Below are 23300 nucleotides of genomic sequence, written 5' to 3' on the forward strand. Positions count from 1 at the left end.
GCTCTCTCTGTAACCGCTTCATGAGTCAGCATGCTGTCATCCTCAACGCGCCGCTGGCGGCTCCTGATCAGTCGGTATGCCCGCGAGCCAGCGATAAAACGCATTGGCCCGATTGATGGATGACGACGGATGCCCCGCCGCCAGCCGGTTCGCATTTCGTCCGGTGCGCAGCAGGGCATAGTATCGCCACACGCCGGCCGGTTCGCGATCCAGAAAATACACCGCCTGCATCTCACCGGGCTGGAAGATCGTCACCAGGAAGCGCCGGATGCTGGTGGAGTTCTCGATTTCGAACACCAGTCTTCCGTTCGAGACCTCCAGAATTCGCATTCGATACACGGCCGCACCTGACAGATTGTCCACCTGCTCAAAGTAGTGAACGCTCCCCTGCGTCATCTCCTCGGGCAGGAAATCCTGGCGGGGGTGATCCGTGCCCAGGTCCCGCATCGCGCGGGCGCTGGCGATCAGGGTTCGCCACTTTCCATGGGTTGCCGACCAGTAGCGGATCCCGGCCAGTCCTGATACCGCACCCAGCCGGCGCAACAATCCATCCACACCCTCACTCGAGCGGAAGCGGGCCGCCGTGGCGATCAGCGACGAGAATCCCGTGCCGGTCCAGCCGGTGCAGGGTGGAGGCTTCCACTCCGCGCCTCCCTCGCTGCTGGTCCAGAGCCGCACCGTGGGCATCTGGTCCACCTCGGAATAGGCAGGCTCGGCACCCTGCCCGCAGGGTGGCACCGGGTCTGACTCAGCGCGGCAGTCCGCTCTGCCGCACAGTACCGCGAGCAGTATGAACAATTGGATTTGCCGGCGAAAGCACCAGGCGATCCAGCGCCCGCGGGGATCCGATTTCATGGAAGTCTCGCTGCCCTTTTCAGTCTGGCGCCCACGGAGGCCGCTGACGCCCGAATGGCATCACTCAGCTCGGACGTTTCGGTGCTGGAAGAGTCCTCGGTGGAGCTGCGGTGCCTCGAGCTCCACATGCCGGGGTCGCTGCGGCCCGGCACGTGGAGCCTGTTGGTGGAGCGGTCCCTGCGGCGGTGGTGCAATCGCTCAGTGTGGAGCTACCGCCAATGACCTTCCACGAGAACCCAACCGTCCCTCTGATGTTTCCACTTGTGTGCTTGCCAACGGGCATTCGGCCGCGGACGCTGTTCCCACCTGCCCGGCGACCAGTCATAGCCATGCCCGTCCCAGCGTTGGTAGCCCGAGATCCACACGAAGTTCCGTCCGGGTGACGAGGTCCGATGCTCTACTCGTGCCCGGGGTGGCGCGATTCGGATGGAAATGTCCGCGGCGGCGGCGCTAAAAGCCAGCGCGCCGGCGAAAAACAAAGCGGTCAGTCGCTTGAACTGCATTACTCGTTCTCCAGTTGTCCTGTCAGGCTTCCACTCGCTGCGGCGGCGGTTCGGTTTGCAGCTTCCAACCGGTTCGCTGGCGGGTCAGCGAACCGGGAACATCGGGGTGCGGTCATCTCCGCCGCCGCTCGTTCAATCTAGCTCCAATACGGCGTTGCGTCGTAGTACTTGTACACGCCGGCGCCCCAGCTGCGATCCGCCATATTCGGCCAGTGATCCTGGTCGAATCCCGGGGCAAGCTCGAGCTTCTTCTTGTCCGCGTTCATGATGAACCGCTTCTCCACCGTGTCGACCTTCAGGGCATTCCATGGGATCGCAAACAGCTTGTCTCCCATACCCAGGAACCCGCCGAACGAGAGCACGGCGTAAGCGACCCTGCCGTTCTCCAGGTCGATCATGAGGTGTTCGATCTTTCCGAGATCCTCATTCTGGTGGTTGACCACCTTGTCGCCGACGAGCGTATCCGCCGCAAGCACGCGCATCTTGCCGATCGCTAGTTCTTCATTTGTTTGAAGCATGTTTTGTTCCTATTTGCAGGTTGGAAACCGTTCAGCTTCGAAGCCACTCCCCTGGCCGAATGTCCAGTCGTGCGCGGACCGAAATCCTCGCCAGCCTTGCCATGCGGCCCGGTGATCGGCCGGCCCAGAACTTCTCGATTCCCTCAGGCTTCTACGGGCAGTTTGGGGGCCGTTGCACCATCCGCTCGATTGCGGCCAACCGGCGGGCTGCTTCCGCTCGCCGGCCAGCCGCGCCAGTAGGCCGCTCCGCTTCCGGCTCCACCGCGACCGATTGGTCTGGGGCCGTCCCCTCAATTCGCCCCCCATCACCCAGCCCGCGGCCCCCCCCGCACCTGCTCGCATCGTCCTCACTACACAGGTGGGCAGCAGCTCCGGTATCGGGACACTCCACCCAAACGCACTGCGCTCCGCAACCGGCCGCCGGGGCAGATCCACCCAAAAAGGCTTTTCGGCGCCGCCTGCCTGCAATCAGGCACAAAGAGTCAGGCTGCACCCGGCGCAGCGTCGGTCCACACGACGGCAGAATGGAAAGACACGCCGGCACCGCGACGCCGGAACGTCACATGACCATTCACGGTCGGCTGGGACTGGAGCCGAAGCGGAACCAGGGCATCCAGGCCCTAATTCGCCGCGAAGCGAACCGCGACCGGCAAAGCGTCCCGCAACGTCCTCCGGGCCGCCAACCCCCGCCATGCTATAAAGTCAACGATAACGTCGGCAGCAAGAGCCGACGGGCTGGTCCAGTGGGACCACGTATCAACAACAGCGAGGCAAACAATGACCCGGCGAGAATATCTGTTGGCTGGAGCGTCCCTGCTCCCCGCGGCACAGGCCGCCGGGCAGCAACGCAGCGTGGACGGGACCTCCCTTCAAATGTGGGGCGAGTCATCCGCCAAAGACGCCTCGCCGCGCGGCCAATGGCTGAAGGACTCCCGCTTCGCCATGTTTATCCATTGGGGGCTCTACTCGGAGCTCGCCGGCCACTGGGACGGCAAAGCCTACTACGGCATCAGCGAATGGATCATGAACCGGGCAAAGATCCCTGCCGCCGAGTACGAGAAAGTGGCGCGGCGCTTCAATCCCACCGGGTTCGACGCACGGGAATGGGTCCGCACCGCCAAAGCGGCCGGCATGCGCCACATCATGATCACCTCGAAGCATCATGACGGCTTCGCCATGTTCAAATCTGCGGCAAGCTCCTACAACATTGCCGCGGCTTCGCCCTTCCGCCGCGACCCGCTCAAGGAACTCTCTGAAGCATGCCGCGCGGAAGGCTTGCGCCTCGGCTTCTACTACTCGCAAAGCCAGGACTGGCACGAGAAAGACGCCGTCGGCAACCGCTGGGACTTCCCCGCCCCCGGCAATTTCCAGAACTATCTGGCCGGCAAGGCGATCCCCCAGATCAAGGAACTTCTCGACAACTACGGGCCTCTCGCCGGCATCTGGTTCGATACACCCGGGCCCATCACGCCGCAGCAGTCGAAGGAACTGGTCGACCTCGTCCACACCGCGCAGCCGCAGTGCCTGGTGAACAGCCGCATCGGCAATGGCCTGGGCGACTACGACACGCTCGGCGACATGGAGATTCCCCGGGCGCCCCGCGCCGGCCTCTGGGAGACCGTCGACACGCACAACGACTCCTGGGGCTACTCGTCAGACGATCTGAACTTCAAAACAGCGCGCGAGATTGCCCAGCGTCTGGTGAAGGTCGTCAGCCGCGGCGGGGTCTACATGCTGAACATCGGGCCCGACGGCAAAGGCCGCATGCCCCCGCAATCCCTGCGAATGCTGAAGCAGGTGGGCGCCTGGGTGCAGGCCAACGAGGCGGCCATCCACGGGGCCGACCCCACACCGCTAGGCGCCCTCGCCTGGGGGGAGTGCACCAGGCGCGGGAGCACTCTCTACCTCCACGTCTTCGATTGGCCCGAAAGCGGGACGTTGGTCGTGCCCGGGCTGAAGTCCAAACTGACGCGGGCGAAGTTACCCAACGGCACAAACCTTGCAGCCAAACAGATCCCCGAAGGCTGGGTGCTCCACTTGCCGGATAGGCGGCCGGGCGGCCTGATCCCGGTCATAACGCTCGAGACCGAAGGCGCCATGGTGGCGAACCGCGATCTCTTCGTCCTGGGTGGCCATGACAATGAGTTGGACAGCGGCGGAGCCACCCTCACGGGCTGCAAACCGGCCAAAGTGCAATGGATGGAGAAGTTCGGAGACTGGAAACACGCCGAGTGCGCCACGGAATGGACCGGCGCCGGCAGCATGGCCTCTTGGACATTTCAAACGGTGGAGCCCGCCGAATTCTATGCGGATGTCGACTACACCCTGCCCGCCGAGGACGATTGCAGTGAATGGCGGCTGACACTTGACGGCAAGTCCGTCACCTTCCCGCTGATCGACACCGGAGAGCGTCCCAGGCGCACTGCCTTCGGCGGAGCACTGCCCCGCTTCCGCACCTACCGCATCGGCCTGATCCAGTTGGAGAAACCGGGGCCGCATCAGCTCGAACTGGGCCCCACCGGCAAAGAGGGGCAAGCCGCCAGGATCGCGGGCATCACCCTGCGGCCGGCAAGCTAGCCCGGTGCCCGGCCCTCATTCAGCACGCATCAGGCACGGGAACAAGAGGCGAAACCCGCAGCATCCGGGCGAAACCCAGATCGGCGCCCACCGGATCCGGCGCCGGATTTACGTCCTGGACCCCGCCGAAACACTCCACGGCCAGCACCGTCAAGGGCGCATCCTCGGGCAACCCGACCCGTCGCAGCATCTGCCGGACGGTGCCGATCTCCACTTCGCCCTCGCCAAACAGCACAGCCGCATTGCCCTCCGGCCCCGCGTTAAACAGCGCGGCCGGCGGCGGCAGTGTCAGGTGCGTCAGGAGCAGATTTCGCCACGCCTTTCCATCCGTCTGCCGGACCCGCGCATAGAGCACGGCCCACAGTTGGGTCCGCGGGACCTGTGGACGGACATTCCGCCCCTTGTACACCGGCGTCGCAAACGAAGCGCGGACTCGCACGGCCCGCTCCGTTCGCGCAGCCTGGCAGGCCAGGGGAGGCGCGGGGTGCTGAACCCCGGCCACGCGCAGTGCCGGCCCGTGGCGTCCCTGCGCGGTGCACCAGCGGGCCTCAGTATGCCCCAGGCGGATCTCATACGTGTACATGCCAAACAACTCGGGCGAGGACGAGCCGAGCCCTTCCGGCAGCGGCACAATCCAATGCCGCCCGTCGGGCGTGTTCTGGGCCAGTCCGCCCATCGCGTTCAGACCGTTGTTGTCTCGCGGCTGGCCAGGCACGATCAACCGCATCCACTCCGGATCCAGCGGCAGGGGGGTCTCGACCGTCTCCGGAAAAACCTCGAGAGTCAGCATTGGATCGGGGGCGTCGGCCAGGATTCGTACGAAGTAGGCGTCATCCGGATCGTTCGGCGCCTCCTCGAACTCGACCCATAGCGATCGGACCCGCTGGTTCGTTGAGGAGTAATCATCCGCCGGCACATACTCGGACAAGGCGATTCCGGCCGACACCAGCTTGGGAACCTGGACAGGCTGAGTTGTCACCGGCAGCAGCAGTTCCGGCAGAATCTCGGGCGCGGGCGCGGGTGCCCCGCCCTGGAAGGCAGCCTCGATCCGGTACTCAAACCGGAGTTCGGCCGGGAACTCGCCGGCCGCCGGCTTCGGATCGAAGGCGTCGAAGAAGAAAATGTCAGTGAACTGGCGCTGCGCGGCCCGGGGGCCCGTCGCGACCCCTGTCCTGGCCTGCTGCGCCAGCGAGCGCGGCAGCACCACCTGGCCCGCGAGCCGCTCCACGTCAGCTCGATTGGGCTGCTTGACGATCCGCCTTACCTCGAAGCGGCCGTTGGCCAGTCCATCCCACGTCCAGTCGCGGGCGACTGTGAACTTGACGGCGTTCACCCACCGGCCAACCGCGTCGGCGTTCGAAGCGAAAGTAATCGCCGAGGCCTCGGAGCCGAGGGTGTGCTGCAGTTCCGAGGACGCTGAGAAGATCGTCCGGTGGCCGGGACGCCCGGTGATCGTGACTCGCGAATGATTCAGCCCCAGCTCCTGCGCCATGCGCTCCAGGGGATTCGCCACCGTGCCGTCGGCCGGGGGCGGCTGGAAAAAGAATCCTCGCAGCGGCAGGTCGAGCGCGGAGAAGAGAGGCTGTTCAGCGACTGCCTCGGCTCGCAGTTCAATCGTGATCGGAAGGCCCACGCGGGCGGCTTCCGGTTCAAAATAGTCCGCATCGTCACGGCCGATCGCGGTGAGTGTCAAACGAATGGCCCGGGCCGTCGGAATAGCCAGCGGGCCATTGTCCGGTTGCAGCTCAGCGAACGCAGCCAGCGTCGCGTGATCCTCTGCCTTGACTGGGATCGCGATCTCGTCGGCATCGAAGGGCCGCCGGGTGCTGTACAACGGCAGCCACTGGGCCTCGTCACCGGCCAACGCCCGGACCTCGACAAGGATGCCTACCTGGAGTACATCCGGATCCGGCACGCCGAACTCGCGCTCCGGCGCAGTCCCGAAGTCGTTCTTGAGGTCAGCAAACGTGGCGTCGCCCGTGAAGAGCGCCTCGGGATAACCCAGCCGCGGCTTCGCAATCTGAATCGACGGAGAGTCTTTGGACGGCCTGGCCAACACGTGAATCTGGCCCGGACGGCGTCGCCGCCGAAATGCAATCGAGGTGATGGAATCCGCCGGGAGCGCCACAACATCCTCGGCCACCGGGCCACCCCGCGTCAGGTCGGCCAGCCTGACTCTGAATTCGTAGGTCGCCCCATAGCGTAGCGGCACTGCCTTGTCCGCCACCGGCACGAACACTTTGTCACGGCCCAGCTTATGCGCCTGCGCGGCCGGGTCATCGAGCAGGGGGTGCTGGTGCAGTTCGACCAGGTCCTGGTCTGTGAGTGCCAGTGAACTGCCGCGCCACGTCGCGAAGTAAGGAGGCATCCAGTACTGCCCGGCCAACGCCGGGGAGATCTGGACCGGCGCCACCTCAACCACCGCGTCTCCGGCAAACGGTCCAATCCTCTCTGCGCCCACCGTCAGGTCGCCCACGCTGGCGATCTGCTGCAGCGAGTTCCAGGCGTCGTCGCCGCGCCGCCGCACATCCACCCGGTAACCCGCTGTGCCCATCGGCGCGGTGAACGCCGGGTTCACCTGGCGGTTCAGCCATTCGGCCACCTGCTCGTCATCCCACGCCAGCCGGATCGCATCCCCGCCGTCATCTGTCTGCGCACAGTGCACCATGCGCGAAAAGCCTGCGCTGTAGCGCTCCGCTTCGCGATAGACGTCGTCCGCCGGATCGGCGCCATCCACGGGAAAGAGCACCGCGGCATACAGTGTACGATTCTCGTTGAGGGCCGGCAGCCGCGCGGCGTAGACAGACCGGAACCCCGCGGCGGCGCCGAAGTAATCGCTGCTTGCATCCAGGTCGATGTAGAGCCACCCACCCTTGGCGAGGCGCGCCGGGTCTGGCACAGTCACCGTAGCCTGGCCAATGAAACCGCACGCCTCTGCCAGCGCCGGCTGCTTCAGGACCATGGCCACAATCCGGCCCCACGTCACGCTATCGTCGAGCTCGATGGGCAGCGCGGGCTGGCTTCCCTGCGCCTCGTGGAGGGCGCAATCGAAGTCATCCGCACTCGCCATGAACCGCGACATCTCCCTGTTGCCGGTGAGTGCCCGATAGCTGTCGGTGACCGGCTTTCGAAACGATGGCGCCGCTGCTCCAACGGCCACCGGACGCGGGACAATGCGGAACTCCCCTCTGAGCGCAGCCAGCAGAGCCGCCTTGTTCAGAGGCTCGGGTTCCAGCACCAGGGGACCCACCGGCTCTGCGTCGGCCGCCTGCGGCAGACTGTCCGGATGGTCGATCAACTGCGCCGTGAAGACGAGATTGGCTGCCGCGAAAGCCGGTTGGCCGGCCGCGAGCGCTTCATTCGGATCCCCTTTCGGCAGGCACAGGAAGCGTACCCGGACGGTCCCATCGCTCCAGCGTTGCGGAAAGGTCAGCAGGCTCAGGCGGGCAGGGGTAGGTGCTGGCATGGGGAGTGGCTCCTCAGATAGCGGCGGTCAACGCCAGGGCTCCACCGCCAAGCGGCAGCGCGGCGAGCCTCAGTGGAATGTTCTGCTCGAATTGCGTTCGAATGTCGACGTCTTCTTCGATCAGCCAGGCGACCTGGACTGTAGCCACCACGCGGATGTCGGCGAAGATCGTGACGTTCTCGAAATCCGCCCGCAGGATCCGGGCCATGGCCTGCACGGCGAACGAGAAGCCGATCAGTCCGCCCAACAGCTTGGCGCGAGCCTCAAGCCCCAGCAGGACGCCCGGCTGCAGCGTCTCCGGGATCAGCGTATAGCCGTAAACGATGGTGACCTCCACCTCTAGCAAATTCTTGATGAGGTCCCCGCCCAGCGACGTGGTCATGCCCAGGCCGAGTTCAATCGTCGGGCTGCCGTCTTCCTTGATTTCCAAAGCGAAGCGGAACATGCCACCGGCATAAACCAGGGGTGGAATAACGCCTTGCTGGATGTCTCCCTGGAACTCGGCCAGCAGTCGCCCGCGGGTCGATCCGCTCAGGGCCGCCTCCAGTTGGCCAGTCACATGGAATTCGCCATAGAACTTGCCCACGCCGATGTCGATACGCTCGTTGGGCCCCTCGCCCAGCCGGAACTTCAGGCTGAGCACCACAATGAACGACGGGCTTGGCCCTGAACCTGCCGTGACGTCCACATCGAAATCCAGTCCGAGGTTCACAAACTGCTTCAGCGCGTTGACGATCTCCCGCAGCGCATCCAGTGCCGGGCCGAAGTCGAGCGACGGCTTCTGCAGCTTGCCCAGTTCTCCGCTGATGGCGCTGTAGTTCGTCTTGATGACGAAGATCTTGCCGAAAGGATCGATCTCAATATTGATGTCGTTGGGCGTGACGCCGATCTCCCAGGGCTTTCCCTCCAGCGCGGAATCGATGATGCCGCTGAGTTTCGGGGCATCCGGAAACAGCCGCTGGATCGCCCACTCTCCGCCCTTGGCCAGGTCCGGCAGCGGAGCCGTCAGGTCAAAGCCGGCGTTGGACATCCGCCAGTCGTTCACGCCGGAAATGTCGAAAGCGGCGGCCTGCGCCGCACGCAGGGAGTAGACACTGCGCGGGAAGACGCCCGTCGCCTGCGCCAAAGACATCGGGTCCGCGACGGCCGGCGCCGCGGTCCGCAGAACGCCAGGCTCCAGCGGATTCACTGAGGGCACCGGGAACAACACACGGCTGGTGGGCGTCGTCATCAACAGGCCATACTCAGTCGCCGGACGGCTTCGATTCGCATCCGCCGGATCACGGAAAGTGTACGGCTGGCCGGTCAGCCGGATCACGGGAATGCCGCGCCTCGGATCAACGGCCGATGCTTCCCCCGCACTGCTCACGCCCACCGCGCTCCACTGGCCCGCCCTTGGCAGTTTCGGCGAGCCGTAGGCAGCCACCACGAATCCGGGCGCCGCTCCGTTGTCTTTCGGTGCCACTCCGGCGAAGAGCCCGGAGACCTGCATGTCGAGAGTCCCACCCACCCGGATTCCGATATCCGCCGGGCCGCCGAGGACACCCTTCACTGCGGCAAACAGCAAAGCCATCCGATTGGCCGTCGGAGCGGCCAGCGGCCCCGTCGGCAGCACTTGGATGTAGCCGGCCTGGTTGTAAACCGGCACACGGCCGGCCTGCCCGCCCGCCGTCACGTTCTCCAGTTCGGCATCGCAATCGTAAAGCACTTCCTGCCAGACGGAGCCATCCGGAAGCGTCAGCAGCGGCGTGCCGGGAAGGCGGATCCGCCGGATCTTCCGGTACGCAATCACCACGCCCTTCTCGAACTTGGCCGGGCTCTCGAACAGTCCGTCGTCAACGGCCACCCAGCCGCTGTCGAAACGCAAAACGCGCCCCGAGTTGCGCCGCTCCATCACAATGCTGCGCACCAGGTGCGCCTCGCAGGGCGCCAGGATGGTTCTGGCCTGGATCACCTCCAGTGAGGTCCGGCCGATCATCACATCAAAGCGCGCTTGCGTAATCCCGACAGGCGCGTCCCTGCGCCAGTCGCTGAACGTGCTCAGCCCATAGCCCGAGAGATCCGCCTGGTGCAGCGGAAGGAAATCATGGAGCTCGTCCATCTGCAGGTTGATGCCCGGATCGTCCACGACACTGGCCAGGCCGGCCGCGTTGGGACGCAGGTTCTGCATCTGGCGCAGCGACCCCGCCATCGTCCGGGCCGGATCCGGCGGCACCGGCGGATCAGCCGGCCTGAGCCTGCTGGACTTCAGCCGCAACTGGCGCGCCGAAGCCATCTCCGGTCCGAACTCCACCGCGTGCAGCGAGGCCTCCGTCGCAGTGCTCAGGAACTGCAGCACCTCCAGCGAATCGAATCGCGCGAACGCGCGCAGCCCAAACGGCAGCGAGAACATCACTCCACAGCGTTCACGGTCCCGCGCCGACTGCACCCACTCCCGGGCGACGACACCCGGCAGCACGGGAACCAGCTTGACGCTCTTCGATCCAGCCAGTGTTCGTGCCCCGTTCGTCTTCGACGCCAGTTCCACGGGCCCGGCTTGCACCGGCTCCCATAGCACCTGTGGCTGCATCAGCAATCGCATCCCGCTCAGTTGCAGGTTCAGTTGATTGCCGCGAATCGTAGGCTCAAGACGCCCCAGCGATTCCATCGCCACACCGAGATGATCTTCGTTGCTCGATAGATCCAGCAGGCTCAGCGACTCTCGATGGGTCCCCAAATGCCCGTCGAAGAGCTCCCGCAGAGTGGCGTCTTCATCCGCCGGAACCACCCCGGGCTCGGGAAAGAGGACTCGGCGCTCCAACCGGCTCTCGATGCTAGGCGTGGCCGCGGCCTGCCAGGTGAGCGTGGTGGAAAGCGCCGCCTGCTGGGCCTGCCCGGCATCCGGCGGGTTCCAGTTCGTAGCGTATGGATCCGGCAGGCTGGGCTGGGCCAGCACCACATCGAACGAATAGATAGCCGTGCCGTCGGGCACTTTGGCGGCCCCGTCGTAGGCGCCCAGCAGCACCAGCCGGGAGGGCTGCCTGACCGTCAGATATAGGTTTTCCAGCGCCAACCCCTCGGCCGTGGTTCCAGGATCCCGGTTGGCCACGGCAGCGAGGAACAATCCGTTTGCCCGCGCCAGAATTGCGAAATTCTCCAGCCGGCTCTCCAAACTGAACGGACTGCCTGTTGCCCGCAGCGGCAGGTCCCAGCGGTTCGTGATCGTGCCGCCTTCGTGAACCACAACCATGTCTCCACGCTCGCGTTCGCTCTGATACAGGACCCGGGTGATCGGCTCCGGCCCGAACACCACCCGGCTGAGCGCCGGGTTCCAGAGCTCCAACTCCATCCGGCCCGTCCCTTCAGCCCGTCGTCCCTCCATCAGGATGCAATCGGCGCAGGCCGTCATCACGGCGTCCTGCGAACGCAGCGATCCGCCCGTTAGCCCCGCGGGGTGAAAGGCGAGTCGTCCGGCCAGCACAATCTGGACAGCTCCGCCATCAGCCGCTTCACCCAGGTTGGCCGGTGCGCCCGCATCCAGGGGCAGCGACCACACAGCCAACGTCGCATCGCAGCTGCCCGCAAGCTGCACGGCCGTCGACAGGTTGCCTTCGATCGTCCACGGCAGGCTCGCGGGGCCGAATGGAAATCGGACAGAAACACCATCGCTGGTGGGTGCGCCTCCCCCTTCGTTGAACACGAGCGCTGATCCGAAACCCTCTACCCCAATCGCGCCGGAAGCCGTTGGCCGGCCGTCCGAACGGACCTCCAGTGTCTGTGGCAGCGTGATCGAAGCCCCGCTTACATCGGACCCGCCGGCCTCGCCGGCTGGTGGCGGCTCGGGCTCAACGCTCAGCACCCACTGCGCGTTCGGGTTGACCAGGATCCTGCCGGCAATGGACGCCGCCGCGGCGGTAGTGGTGAAGGTGCCGCCGGCAATGCGCAGGCCGGCCATGCCCGCCGCGCCGGCGACCAGGAACCGGGCCCGAATCCAAACCGTTCCAGCCGGGATGGCAAATGCCTCGCCCCCGGGCTGCGGCGCCGTCGCAGAGGGCAGCAGCAGCAGGACCTCAGGCGTGGGATTGCCGTTGGGCTGCCGGACATGTACCGCCTGGAAGGCGGCGCTTTGAAAGATGAGGAATCGCGACAGATGCCCTGCCCTGTCAGCGAATGGCCCGAAGACGCGCGACGGGCGCATCGCATCGGACGAAGGCGTCAGCTCATTGTTCTGCAGGAAACGGGCGCGCACTCCGTCCGCCACAAACTGCGCGGCAAGCGCGGCACCTGCCGTAAGCGCAGCCGCAATCGCGGGATCCATCGACGAATCCACAGGCACCGGAATCCCGGGATTCTGCTGGATCAGGACCGCCGCCAGGAATCGGCGCAGCTCAGCCAGGTCCGCTGGCTCGGTGCCGGCAACCGGCTGCAGGGCAGCGGTGAGAGCGATCAATTGGTCCGTAACCGGGTTCATGGCGAACTCCTTGTTTGAAGCGCAGACCAGTTGTGCAAGAACGGTTGGTTGACTGATTCGGCGACTGGACGATACGACGGCGGTCCCAGGGCTCCAACTGTAACAGCATCCGGCCGGACTTTCGCAAGGAATTCCAGTAAACTCGCGGCAATTTATGCCAACCGGCCGCTCATCGCAAAGCCAGTTCAGGCAGGCTGAATCCAAGCGCGCAGGCGAATACCCGGAGAATCATGGGCCGAAATCGCCCAACCTCGGCCGCCTCCGGCTGGCCGCCAAGGCAAACCAAACCGCAACGAACCCCGACCGCAAGGGAGTGGTCCCCGCCGCGTTGCGAACCGCGACTGAATTGAGCCGCGACCGTCAGGGTTTGTGAAATAATCCCTCTTCGCGAAAACGGGCAAAAATGCAAGCGAGAATGGCATCGCCAGAGGCCCTGGGAGCGATCGCAGCGGGTCGCCTAATGGTTTGAGTACCCCCCTGCGGGGGCTCTGGTTGCGCGTATTCGATTTTTTCACAGTCCCGTCAGGGAGCGGAGGAGCCACCGAAAGACCCCACCCAGTGCAGCAACGCCACCCTCTGCCCGCGAGTCCTCAGCCGGCACATGCCGCGCCCGTCCGCTCAATCCGGAATCGGCCTTGGCCAAATCATGAACCCCATGCTCAACCAGGCTTGAGCTGGGCCTCGCGTCCGTCTGCGCAGCCGCGAGGCCTCCAATCACCCAACCTACCCGGGCCCGTGACCCTCGAGAAACGGCCCGACCCGGGCCCGGATCTCGTGCAGATGGGTAAACAGGCTCACATGCGCACCGCCCTCCAGGGCTAGCAATTCCGCCCGCGGCAGCCTGCCCGCCAGCGATCGCGAATCCGCAAACGGCACCACCTCGTCCGCCGTACCGTGTACCAACAGCACCGGCTGGCCGATCTGCTCCACGGGGTACTCAAACGGCCGGCGCGACTGCACGATGTCGTTCTGCGTGCCCGGCAGCCGCTGCGCCAGATGCTCCATCGTGCTCAACTGCAGCTCCGTGAGCAGAGGACCCGCCACCGGATCGGCCAGCGTTCGGCGGCACAGCTCGGGATCCAGGATCGCGCGCCGCGCCGATTCCTCCGGGCGCTGGGCCGCCTTCTCACGCAATCTGGCCGTCAACCACGGCAGGCGCGCCATCCACTTCAGCAGGTGGAATCGCAGTGGCAGTTTCACACGCAGCTGCGCAGTGCACGCCGAAACGAGCACCAGTCCCCGGCAGCGCCTTCCATGCCGCAGCGCAAACTGCAGCGCGCATTGCCCACCCCCGGAGATCGCAAGCACCGCAGCATGCCGGAGCCCCAGGGCGTCCAGCAGCGCCGCGCACAGATCCGCCTGCTGTTCCGGAGCGGCCGCCTCACCCAACGGCGTCCCTAGATAACCGGGCCTGGACACGGCCACAACTTGGAAGCCGACGCCCGCCAAGGCTGCTCGCGCCAGCATCGCGCTCTGGTCGTAACCGCCCATCGCTCCGTGCAGGGCCAGGACAACCGGACCCTCGCCCCACACGGCACACTCCGCCACTCCGAGCGCTGTCTCAATCAGCACCGGCTGAGGCTTCGCGCCAAGGCCCCGCCCGGCTGTCGCACTCATTGCGCCCTCCCGCCGGCTGCCTCTTGGCGCGCCGCGAGATGGCGGATCAGCGCAACCGCCGTGACGGGCGGCTGCCGCTCGACCCTGCGGTACTGGCGTCCGTCCGCCGTCCGGCTCACCAGCGACCGGTCGCACAGTTCACGCCGCAGCAACGCGTGGTCGCCGAACAGATGGCCGGCCCGCAGTTGCCCGCTGAGCTGCGCCTCACTGAGATCCTGTTTCACCGGCAGCCGGGACCAGAAGACCCACAGGCACAGCTCGCGCAGGCTCTCCTTGGCGGGCCACTGTTCCAGCCGGCCGCGCGCGTCGAAGTACGCGGCCAGCCGCTTCACCAGAACGTAATCAACCGGAGGCGCGGCGGGCTGTGCCTCGCGCAACAGATTCTCGGCGGCGGCCTGCGCGCGCAGGCTCTGAAAATTCCGATGCCCGGCGGAACGCGCCAGCATATTCAACAGTTCGAGGTGACTGGGTGTGTGATCGCACTGCACAAGCTGGTCGCGCAACGCGCGCGCCAAAGCAGAAAGATCATTCGTGGAAAAGGGAATGGAAACCCTGGACATCGCTTATCCTTCTTCGAATTCGCACTGGAATTGGAAACCCGCAGGCTGCGGAGCCCGAGGTCTTGCGCCGGTCCGGATTGGACTGTCGGGGGTCGCTGTCTTCCGACTCGGCACAGGATAAGGTGTCGGTCGATACTGGGAACCTGGCAGGTTTAGCTCCCCTCGCGGGGCCGCGACGCCTTGGTGAACTGCCGACCGTTTTTCATTCTAATAGAAGCTCTCTTTATCTGCAATAGGCGGCGCTAGTTTGTCAGCAGCCCTCGGCAGCCTGTCTCCTGTTTCCCGGGCGCCATCCCCGCAACAGCCTGATCCGGGCAGCGTCAGCCGTAGGTCCGGGCAGCGTCAGCCGTAGGTCCGGGCAGCGTCAGCCGTAGGTCCGGGCAGCGTCAGCCGTATCCCTGGAGCAGCAACCGCACAATTCGGCTCCGGCGCCTCGCCTTCAAACACAGGCCAAGGAATGCGCTACACTGCCTGACACGTCGGCTGGGCAGCTGTTCAACCGTCAGAGGAGCCCATGTTCATCCAGAACTTCATGAACCGGCCGCATGGTTTTGCCAGCCTCCACTGCGTCTACCCCAACGCGGATCCCGTCGCGCGGTTGGACCAGTTGCACTCTGTCAATCTCGCGGGCGGCGGCAATTTCACCGAAATCCGGGGAGAAAACAAGGTCTCCTTCTGTCAAATCCTGCCATGCGCCATGGTGAATCCGCTCCCCTCCGATCTCTCGCCCATCGTCTCCTACACCAACGACATCGGGCTCTGGGTGATGAGGATCACGCACAACCGGCCCGGCCCGTCGGCTGTACCGGCTTACTACCTCCCCTGGCGCAAGGATCACATGATGCGCATGAAACTGAAGCCCAGCCCGAACCATCCGAAGCAGGAGCTCGGAATTACCCTGGATCCGGATCTCTTCGTGACGGCCGCGCTGCAGGGCTGCACGGTAATCGTCTCCGGCGAGCCCGCCCAACCGCTCGTCTACCACTTGAACGCGGCTTCGGTGAGGGGAGCAGGCGGCGAAACTTTTGCAGGCGACGACGCGGATTTTGCAGTGGCCGCCCAGGCCAAGATCGGCCACATGCAGAACCTGTTCGGGCAGGCGCAGGCGCAACAACCGAAGGAAGGACCCGTGGTCGGCGGGATTCGCCAGCCACCGGTGAATGTCGTCACGCAGGGAGCGCACGTCACGGACTACATGCGTGGAATTCAGCCGGGGCCGCACGCAGCCTTGCGGAACTACTACAGCCGGCTCCTGGGCGTTCGCAATCCGTCCGTCGAGCAGTATGGGACCGTCTTCGGCATCCGCACCCTGGGCACCTGGAAGTTCTACCGGCAGACCCGGAACCGCGTGGGCTACCGGCCAGCCGATGGCGCCCCCTATGTCTACACCTGGATGGATCCCGTCTGCAGCCGATTCTGGCCGTAGAACGCACCATACCGTTTGAAGCAGCTGAGAGCGCTCCCGATCCGTCACCCCAGGCGGAACTTGAACGCTCGTTTCAACTCGGCCCGTCGTTCCCGTCCAGTCCTCGACCCCGGCAATCGACCCCCTTGCAGACGCCGCAGCCCGCCGGACCACCGGGCAAATCCAGTTCCGCATCCCTCAAATGGGGGTGATCGCGACCCGGAGAAAAGGGTACCTGATCGTGCCCCTAATTCGTGATGACGCGCCCCAATCCCTTCCGCACAATGGAGCGTAAGAGGGACACTGGCAAACCCGGCGGAGTACCCGCCCGGGACCTGGGCAAATCCCACTGCGAGCCGACTCGGCCAGGAGCGCCCTTTTCGGCTTTCGAAAAGTAGGAATTCACCGGCGAACACGCACCAAACACGGCCTCCGTTGAAGCGGCGGCCGGTTCACAAGCCTGCTTTGGACCCGCATCCGCCGGAGGGCAGCGGGCCGGCCGCTTGTTGTTCGGCAAGGAGACGAAGCCTTTGCACACGGAGGGAAACTCGATGTCTAGGACCATAACCTGGGCTGCCGCCATCTTACTGGTGCTCCTGACGGCAGGTTGCACCAGCAATTCCAACGCAGCCAGATCGACGCCCCCCCTGACGGTGCAGACCGTCCAGGTGCAGCAGCGCGACGTACCAATCTATGGCGAGTGGCTGGGCACACTCGAAGGGATGGTGAACGCGGACATCAAGGCGCAAGTCTCCGGCTACATCGAGCAGCAGGGATACAGCGAAGGTTCGGTGGTCACCAAGGGACAACTGCTCTTCCAGATCGACCCCCGGCCGTTTCAGGCTGTGGTCGATCAGGCTCGCGCCCAACTTGCCCAGGCCAACGGCCGCCTCTCTCAAGCCAGGGCCCACCTTCTGGAAGCCGAGGCGCAGGTTGGCGTTGCGGAAGCAAACCAGGGCCGGTCCCGTCTCGACGTCGAACGCTACACGCCGCTCGCCAAACAACAGGCCATCACACAGCAGGACCTCGATAATGCCATCCAGAACAATCTGGCCGCCAAGGCGCAAGTGCAGGCCGCCAAGGCCCAGGTAGAGACGGCGAAATCTCAGATTGAATCCGCTGAAGCCGAAGTGCAGGCCGCCCATGCTGCTGAGGAGACGGCCCGCCTCAACCTGGGCTTTACCCACCTTACTTCCCCCATCGACGGTGTGGCCGGCGCGGCGCTCCAACAGGTCGGCTCCCTGGTCAGCCCGGCCGCGGGCACCATCACCACCGTCTCGACGCTCAACCCGATCAAATGCTACTTCACCGTCAGCGAACAGGAGTATCTCGACTTCCACAGGCGCTACGACACGCCCGAGCGCCTGGCCGAGGAGCGCCGTAACCTCGAATTGCAGTTGATCCTGTCAGACGGGACAGTCTTCGAAAACCGCGGCCGCTTCTACTTCGCCGATCGCGAAGTGAATGTGCGCACCGGAGCCATCCGCATCGCCGGCCTCTTCGACAACCCGAACAACACCCTCAGGCCCGGCCAGTACGCCAAGATCCGCTTCTCGGCGAGGTCCGTGACGGGAGCCCTCCTCGTACCCCAGCGCGCCGTGTCGGAACTGCAGGGCGGCTATCAGGTCGCCGTAGTCGGGGCGCATAACAAGGTGCAGATCCGCCCGGTCAAGGTGGCCGACCGCGTCGGCGCCGATTGGATCATCAGCGAAGGGGTGCAACCCGGAGAACAGGTTGTTGTCGAAGGGCTGCAAAGGCTGCGCAATGACACCGTCGTCGACCCCAAGCCCTACGTACCCGCGCGTCGCGGCGAGGCCAAGTAGGCGCTTATGTCAAACTTCTTCATCGACCGGCCCATCGTGGCCATGGTGATCGCCCTCCTCACGGTGATTGTGGGCGTCGTCGTGATCTTCAGCCTGCCCGTCGCCCAGTTCCCCGCCATCGCACCGCCAGAGATCCAGATCTCCGCCGTGTATGTCGGCGCCGACGCCCAAACCGTGGAACAGGCCGTCGCCACCCCCATCGAACAACAGATGAGCGGTGTGGACAACATGAACTACATGTACTCGGTCAATGCCACCGCCAACGGGCAGATGCGCATGGTGGTCAACTTCGATATCAAGACCGATCCCAATACCGACCTCATCCTCGCCCAGAGCCGCGAAACACAGGCCGCCTCGCAACTGCCGCAGGAAGTGACCAACTACGGCGTCACGGTGCAGAAGTCGGTCACCGCGCCGCTGATGCTGCTCTCGCTCTACTCCCCAAAGGGCTCGCGCGACGAACGCTTCCTGGCCAACTACGCTTATATCAACCTCAACGATCCCCTCACCCGCGTCCCCGGCATCGGCAGCGTCCAGGTGTTCGGCGCGGGACAATACGCCATGCGGCTCTGGGTAAGACCCGACCGCCTGTCAAAACTCGGCATCACCGTACCCGAAATCGTCTCCACCATCCAGTCGCAGAACACCGTGAATCCCGCCGGCCAGGTCGGCAGCGAGCCGATTCCCCAGGGCCAGGAGTACACTTACTCGGTCCGCGCCCAGGGCCGCCTGACCTCGCCGGAAGAGTTCGGGAACATGGTCTTGCGCGCTACTCCGGATGGCGCGGTAGTGCGCGTCCGCGACGTGGCGCGCGTCGAGTTGGGAGCCCAGGACTACAGCGTCGCCGGGCGGCTCAACGGCCAGCCCAGCGCCGTCATCGCCGTGTACCAGCTACCCGGCTCCAACGCCGTCGACGCGGCGAAAGGTGTCCGCAAGCTCATCGAGGAAGCCAAACGCCGCTTCCCCCAGGATGTGGAATGCATCGTCTCCCTCGACACCACCCGCGCCGTCTCTGAGGGCATCAAGGAAATCGTCGAGACCCTGCTGATCGCCATCGCGCTGGTGATCCTCGTCGTCTACCTGTTCCTGCAGGGCTGGCGGGCGACCCTCATCCCCCTGCTCGCCGTACCCGTCTCCCTGGTCGGCACCTTCGTCTTCTTCCCCCTGTTCGGGTTCTCCATCAACACCCTTTCTATGTTTGCAATGGTGCTCGCCATCGGCCTCGTGGTCGACGACGCCATTGTCGTGGTCGAGTCCGTCGAACGCTACATCGAGGAAGGACTCTCGCCCCGCGACGCGGCCCGCAAGGCCATGGCGGAAATCACCGGCCCGGTCATCGGCATCGCCCTGGTGCTCTCCGTGGTCTTCATCCCCACCGCCTTCATCCCTGGCATCACCGGCCGCCTCTATCAGCAGTTCGCCGTCACCATTGCCATCTCCGTGGTTCTCTCGGCCTTCAATGCGCTCACCCTCAGCCCGGCCCTGGCCGCGCTGCTGCTGAAACCGAGGACCCACGGCAACGGCGGTCCCGGAGCCTCCTTCTTCGCCTGGTTCAACCGCGTTTTCGGCGAGGCGACGGAACGCTACGTGCGCGGTTCCGGCACGCTCATCCGCAAGAGCGCCTTCTCCATGCTCCTGCTGGGCGGCTTCGCCGTCGCCGGCGGTCTCCTGGGCAGCAGCCTGCCCACCAGCTTTGTGCCCGACGAAGACCAGGGCTACCTCTTCCTGAACATCCAGCTCCCCAACGCCGCGTCCCTGCAGCGCACCAACGCCCTTACCCGCAAAGTCGAGAAGATCATCGCCGCAACCCCGGGCGTCGAGTCCACCACCACCGTCGTCGGCTTCAGCCTGCTCAGCTTCGCCCGCACCAGCTACAGCGGGTTCGCCTGGATCACCCTCAAGGAATGGGGCAGCCGCCAGGAGCGCGCGCAGCAGATGCAGTCCATCAAGCAGCATCTGAATCGCGAACTCGGCAAACTCCCTGAAGGCGTGGCCTTCAGCTTCTCACCCCCGGCCATTCCCGGCGTCGGCACCGCCGGCGGCTTCACCTTCCTGCTGGAGGACCGCTCCGGCCAGGATGTCGCCTATCTCGCCTCCAACCTCAACAAGTTCATGACCGCCGCCCGCAAACGCCCCGAGATCGCCAACCTCACCACCACCTTCCTGCCCAGCGTGCCCCAGCAGTTCGTCGTGGTCGACCGCGACAAGGCGATCAAACAGGGCGTCCCCTTGACCGACGTCTACCGCACCATCCAGACCTTCATGGGCGGCCTCTTCGTCAACTACTTCAACCGCTTCGGCCGGCAGTGGCAGGTCTACGTCGAAGCCGAAGGCGAATACCGCACCCGCCCCGAAAACGTCGGCCAATTCTACGTCCGGAACACCAGCGGCGAGACAGTGCCCCTCTCCGCCCTCACCCACTTCGAATCCCGCACCGGACCCGAATTCACCGTCCGCTTCAACGAATACCGCGCCGCCCAGCTCAACGGCGCCTCCGCCCCCGGCTACAGCTCCACCCAGGCCATGAAGGCGCTGGAAGAGACCTTCGCCGAAACAATGCCCCCCGAAATGGGCTTCGACTACTCCGGCATGTCCTACCAGGAGAAACGCGCCTCCGAAGGCATCTCGCCCTCCGCCATCTTCGCGTTCTCCCTCCTGTTCGTCTTCCTGATCCTCTCGGCGCTCTACGAGAGCTGGTCGCTGCCCTTCAGCGTCCTGCTCACGACCCCCGTCGCCGTCTTCGGAGCCTTCGCCGTCCTCTGGGCGCGCCGCGCCATCTCGGGCCTCTACCTGCCGCCGTTCCTCGTACAGATCGAGAACGACGTCTACTCCCAGATCGGCCTGGTCATGCTGATCGGCCTCGCCGCGAAGAACGCCATCCTCATCGTGGAGTTCGCCAACGAGGAACTCGCCAAGGGACGGCCGCTGGTCGACGCCGCGTTGGAAGGAGCCAGGCTGCGCCTGCGGCCCATTCTCATGACCTCGTTCGCGTTCATCCTCGGCAGCGTCCCGCTCTGGACAGCCTCCGGAGCCGGCTCCGTCGCCCGCCAGATCATGGGCACTACCGTCATCGGCGGCATGCTGGCGGCCAGCCTCCTCGGCATCTTCCTCGTACCCGCTTGCTACGTCGTCGTGAAGAGGCTCGCCGGGGCGGAACGAAAGGCAGGTGCCGCATGAAGCGGGCACTGACCCCCTTGCTCCTGCTGGGCCTCGCCGGCTGCGCGCTCGGGCCGGACTACAAGCGCCCCGACGTCTCCGTACCCAGGGGCTACCGCGTGCCCGACCCGCAGCCTCCGCCCAGCGACGCGGCGTCTCTCGCCGACACGCCCTGGTTCGAGGTGTTTCAGGACGAGCAACTCCAGCGCCTCATCCGCGAAGCTCTGGTGAACAACTACGACCTGCGCGACGCCATGACTCGTGTGGACGCGGCCCGCGCGGTCGTCGGCATCACCCGCTCCAATCAGTTCCCCAACGCGGGCGCCTCCGGATCCGTTAACTTCAACCGCCTCTCGCGAACCGGCGCCACCAACATCCCCTCCACCGTCCTGCCCGACCAGAACCGGACCTACGGCTCGGCCGCGCTCAACCTCCTCTCCTTCGAGGTCGACCTCTGGGGCAAGTGGCGGCGCGCCTCCGAGGCCGCCCGTGCCGAACTGCTCGGCGCGGAAGAGAATCGCAAAACCGTAGCCACCGTTCTGGTCAGCGACTTGGCCACCGCCTACCTCACCCTCTGCGAACTCGACTACGCCCTCGAGATCTCTCAACGCACCCTCAGGACGAGAGAAGCGTCTCTCGAACTCGTCAAAACCCGCCAGGGTGGCGGCGTGGCCACCATGCTCGACCTCCGCCAGGCCGAACAACTCGTCGAAACCGCGGCCCAGTCCATCCCGGTCCTCCAGCAGCAGATCGAACAGACGGAAAACCGGATCAGCCTGTTGGTCGCGAAGAACCCCAATACCGTCGTGCGCGGACGCGGCTTCAATCAACAGACCCTCCCGCCCGAGGTGCCCGCCGGCCTCCCCTCCTCCCTGATGGAGCGCAGGCCCGACATCCGTGCAGCCGAGCAACTCCTCGTCAGCGCCAACGCCCGCATCGGCGTCGCCAAAGCCGCCTACTTCCCGCAGCTCACCCTCACCGGCTTCCTGGGCGGCCAGAGCACCCAACTCACCAGCCTGTTCAGCGGACCCGGCACCGCCTGGAGCCTCGTCCCCCAGCTCAGCCAGCCCATCTTCACCGCCGGCCGCCTGAAGGGCAACGTGAAACTCGCTGAGGCGCAGCGCCAGGGCGCCCTCATCCACTACGAGAAGACCATCCAGGTCGCCTTCACCGAAGTCTCCGATGCGCTCATCGCCCATCGCCGCATGCGCGAGAGCCGCGAGCGCCAGCAGGCCCTCGTGAACGCCCTCCAGGACCGCACCCGCCTCGCCTACGTCCGCTACCGCGGCGGCGTCGACACCCAATTGAACGCCCTCGACGCCGACCGCGACCTCTTCCAGGCCGAACTGGCCCTGGCCAGCATCCGGCTGGGCGAAATGCTCACCGTCGTCGACCTCTACAAAGCCCTGGGCGGCGGCTGGAAGTAGCCCGAGGCGGCATGCCCGTCCCCCCCATCCGGGGTACCCTCCAACCCCGCTGGTTGGTTATCCCAAAACTGCAGCATCCCGTGATGGATTCCATCTCGCCTTGCCGCACAATCCTAACCAGATAGCCCACCACGTCTGGGGCAGTTCTTCACACCTGGTGGGCACACGTTCCGCATAGGAGATCCGGCATGAAACGCAAAAGCCTTCAATTCAGCCTGTTTCTGGGGCTCTTTCTCTCTGGTTTACTGACACTCGCACTGTGGGCCCAGGACAAGTACACCGTCAAAGTACCCGGCGGACTCGCCTTCTCTGAGTTCCGCGGCTACGAAGCCTGGCCGGCCATCTCCATCAGCCGCAACGAAAAAGCGGTGGCCGTCATCCTCGGCAATCCCGCCATGATCAAGGCCTACCAGGACGGCTTCCCCGCCAACGGCAAACCGGTGCCGGACGGAGCCAGAATGGCCAAGATCCATTGGGAACCGAAGAAGAACGAGTTCTTCCCCGACGCGACCGTCCCGGGCAAACTGCAGAACGTCGATTTCATGGTGAAAGACAGCAAACGCTTCGCCGACAGCGGCGGCTGGGGCTATGCCGTGTTCGACTACGACTCCGCCTCCAATACCTTCAAACCCGGCACCAAAGCGGGCTCCCCGCCGCAGGGCAACGACGCCAAATGCGGTTTCACCTGCCACACCAGCGCGAAGTCGCGGGACTACGTCTTCACCGACTACGGCCGCCGGTAACAGTCTGTGGCGGAAGTCCCGCTAGCCGCGCGACTTCCGCCACAGGCTGGTAAGCCATCGCCGGCCGCCCCCGGAAGTATCCTTGAATCCACCCGTCATTCCTCCGAATCTCGAAGCCAATCCTCACCGGCGATAAGATAAAAACGTCGGCCCTGGACATTCAGCAGCCGGACCGGCGCCAGCATCGCGGCGTTCGCCCC

General features: G+C 65.1%; 13 protein-coding genes. 7 read left to right on the forward strand and 6 right to left on the reverse strand.

The window, feature by feature from the left end; translation table 11 throughout:
- Nucleotides 1–42 precede the first annotated feature (42 nt).
- The gene (locus IRI77_RS09470) at nucleotides 43–687 is read right to left on the reverse strand and encodes a DUF6675 family protein (protein WP_194451826.1); all 645 of its coding nucleotides are present in this window, start codon (nucleotides 685–687) and stop codon (nucleotides 43–45) included.
- Nucleotides 688–909: 222 nt separating this feature from the next.
- Here IRI77_RS09470 and IRI77_RS09475 point away from each other — a divergent pair, with 222 nt between their 5' ends.
- Nucleotides 910–1077 carry a hypothetical protein gene (locus IRI77_RS09475; protein ID WP_194451827.1) on the forward strand — a complete coding sequence of 56 codons (168 nt, stop codon included), beginning with the start codon at nucleotides 910–912 and terminating at the stop codon, nucleotides 1075–1077.
- A 418-nt stretch (nucleotides 1078–1495) separates the two neighbouring features.
- Here IRI77_RS09475 and IRI77_RS09485 read toward each other — a convergent pair whose 3' ends face one another.
- The gene (locus IRI77_RS09485; protein ID WP_194451829.1) at nucleotides 1496–1876 is read right to left on the reverse strand and encodes a PRC-barrel domain-containing protein; all 381 of its coding nucleotides are present in this window, start codon (nucleotides 1874–1876) and stop codon (nucleotides 1496–1498) included.
- A gap of 777 nt (nucleotides 1877–2653) precedes the next feature.
- On the opposite strand from IRI77_RS09485, the gene IRI77_RS09490 reads away from it, so the two are divergent.
- Entirely contained in the window at nucleotides 2654–4453 is a 1800-nt protein-coding gene (locus IRI77_RS09490) for an alpha-L-fucosidase (protein WP_194451830.1), read from the forward strand.
- Between the two features lie 19 nt (nucleotides 4454–4472).
- Here IRI77_RS09490 and IRI77_RS09495 read toward each other — a convergent pair whose 3' ends face one another.
- The 4 genes from IRI77_RS09495 to IRI77_RS09510 all read right to left on the reverse strand — a co-directional run bounded on the left by IRI77_RS09495 (nucleotide 4473) and on the right by IRI77_RS09510 (nucleotide 14501).
- Nucleotides 4473–7919 (reverse strand): hypothetical protein, encoded by a 3447-nt coding sequence (locus IRI77_RS09495; RefSeq protein ID WP_194451831.1) that lies wholly within the window; start codon nucleotides 7917–7919, stop codon nucleotides 4473–4475.
- Between the two features lie 13 nt (nucleotides 7920–7932).
- A complete protein-coding gene (locus IRI77_RS09500) occupies nucleotides 7933–12369 on the reverse strand; it encodes a hypothetical protein (RefSeq protein ID WP_194451832.1) in 4437 nt (1478 codons plus the stop codon).
- A 723-nt stretch (nucleotides 12370–13092) separates the two neighbouring features.
- Nucleotides 13093–13986: an alpha/beta fold hydrolase gene (locus IRI77_RS09505; protein WP_194451833.1), complete on the reverse strand. Its 894-nt coding sequence runs from the start codon at nucleotides 13984–13986 to the stop codon at nucleotides 13093–13095.
- Entirely contained in the window at nucleotides 13983–14501 is a 519-nt protein-coding gene (locus IRI77_RS09510; RefSeq protein WP_228486662.1) for a DUF2087 domain-containing protein, read from the reverse strand. Before IRI77_RS09510 ends, IRI77_RS09505 begins: the two co-directional genes overlap by 4 nt.
- 559 nt (nucleotides 14502–15060) lie before the next feature.
- On the opposite strand from IRI77_RS09510, the gene IRI77_RS09515 reads away from it, so the two are divergent.
- The 5 genes from IRI77_RS09515 (at nucleotide 15061) to IRI77_RS09535 (ending at nucleotide 23100) form a co-directional block, all read left to right on the forward strand.
- Nucleotides 15061–15972 carry a hypothetical protein gene (locus IRI77_RS09515; RefSeq protein WP_194451835.1) on the forward strand — a complete coding sequence of 304 codons (912 nt, stop codon included), beginning with the start codon at nucleotides 15061–15063 and terminating at the stop codon, nucleotides 15970–15972.
- A gap of 530 nt (nucleotides 15973–16502) precedes the next feature.
- Nucleotides 16503–17774, forward strand: a complete 1272-nt coding sequence (locus IRI77_RS09520) for an efflux RND transporter periplasmic adaptor subunit (protein WP_194451836.1) — start codon at nucleotides 16503–16505, stop codon at nucleotides 17772–17774.
- Between the two features lie 6 nt (nucleotides 17775–17780).
- On the forward strand, nucleotides 17781–20951 hold the full coding sequence (locus tag IRI77_RS09525; RefSeq protein ID WP_194451837.1) for an efflux RND transporter permease subunit: 3171 nt from the start codon (nucleotides 17781–17783) through the stop codon (nucleotides 20949–20951).
- The gene (locus IRI77_RS09530; protein WP_194451838.1) at nucleotides 20948–22357 is read left to right on the forward strand and encodes an efflux transporter outer membrane subunit; all 1410 of its coding nucleotides are present in this window, start codon (nucleotides 20948–20950) and stop codon (nucleotides 22355–22357) included. The genes IRI77_RS09525 and IRI77_RS09530 overlap by 4 nt, the downstream gene beginning before the upstream one ends.
- A gap of 188 nt (nucleotides 22358–22545) precedes the next feature.
- On the forward strand, nucleotides 22546–23100 hold the full coding sequence (locus tag IRI77_RS09535) for a cytochrome P460 family protein (protein WP_194451839.1): 555 nt from the start codon (nucleotides 22546–22548) through the stop codon (nucleotides 23098–23100).
- Nucleotides 23101–23300 lie beyond the last annotated feature (200 nt).

Origin of the sequence: Paludibaculum fermentans (assembly GCF_015277775.1) — a bacterium.
Lineage (GTDB): Bacteria > Acidobacteriota > Terriglobia > Bryobacterales > Bryobacteraceae > Paludibaculum > Paludibaculum fermentans.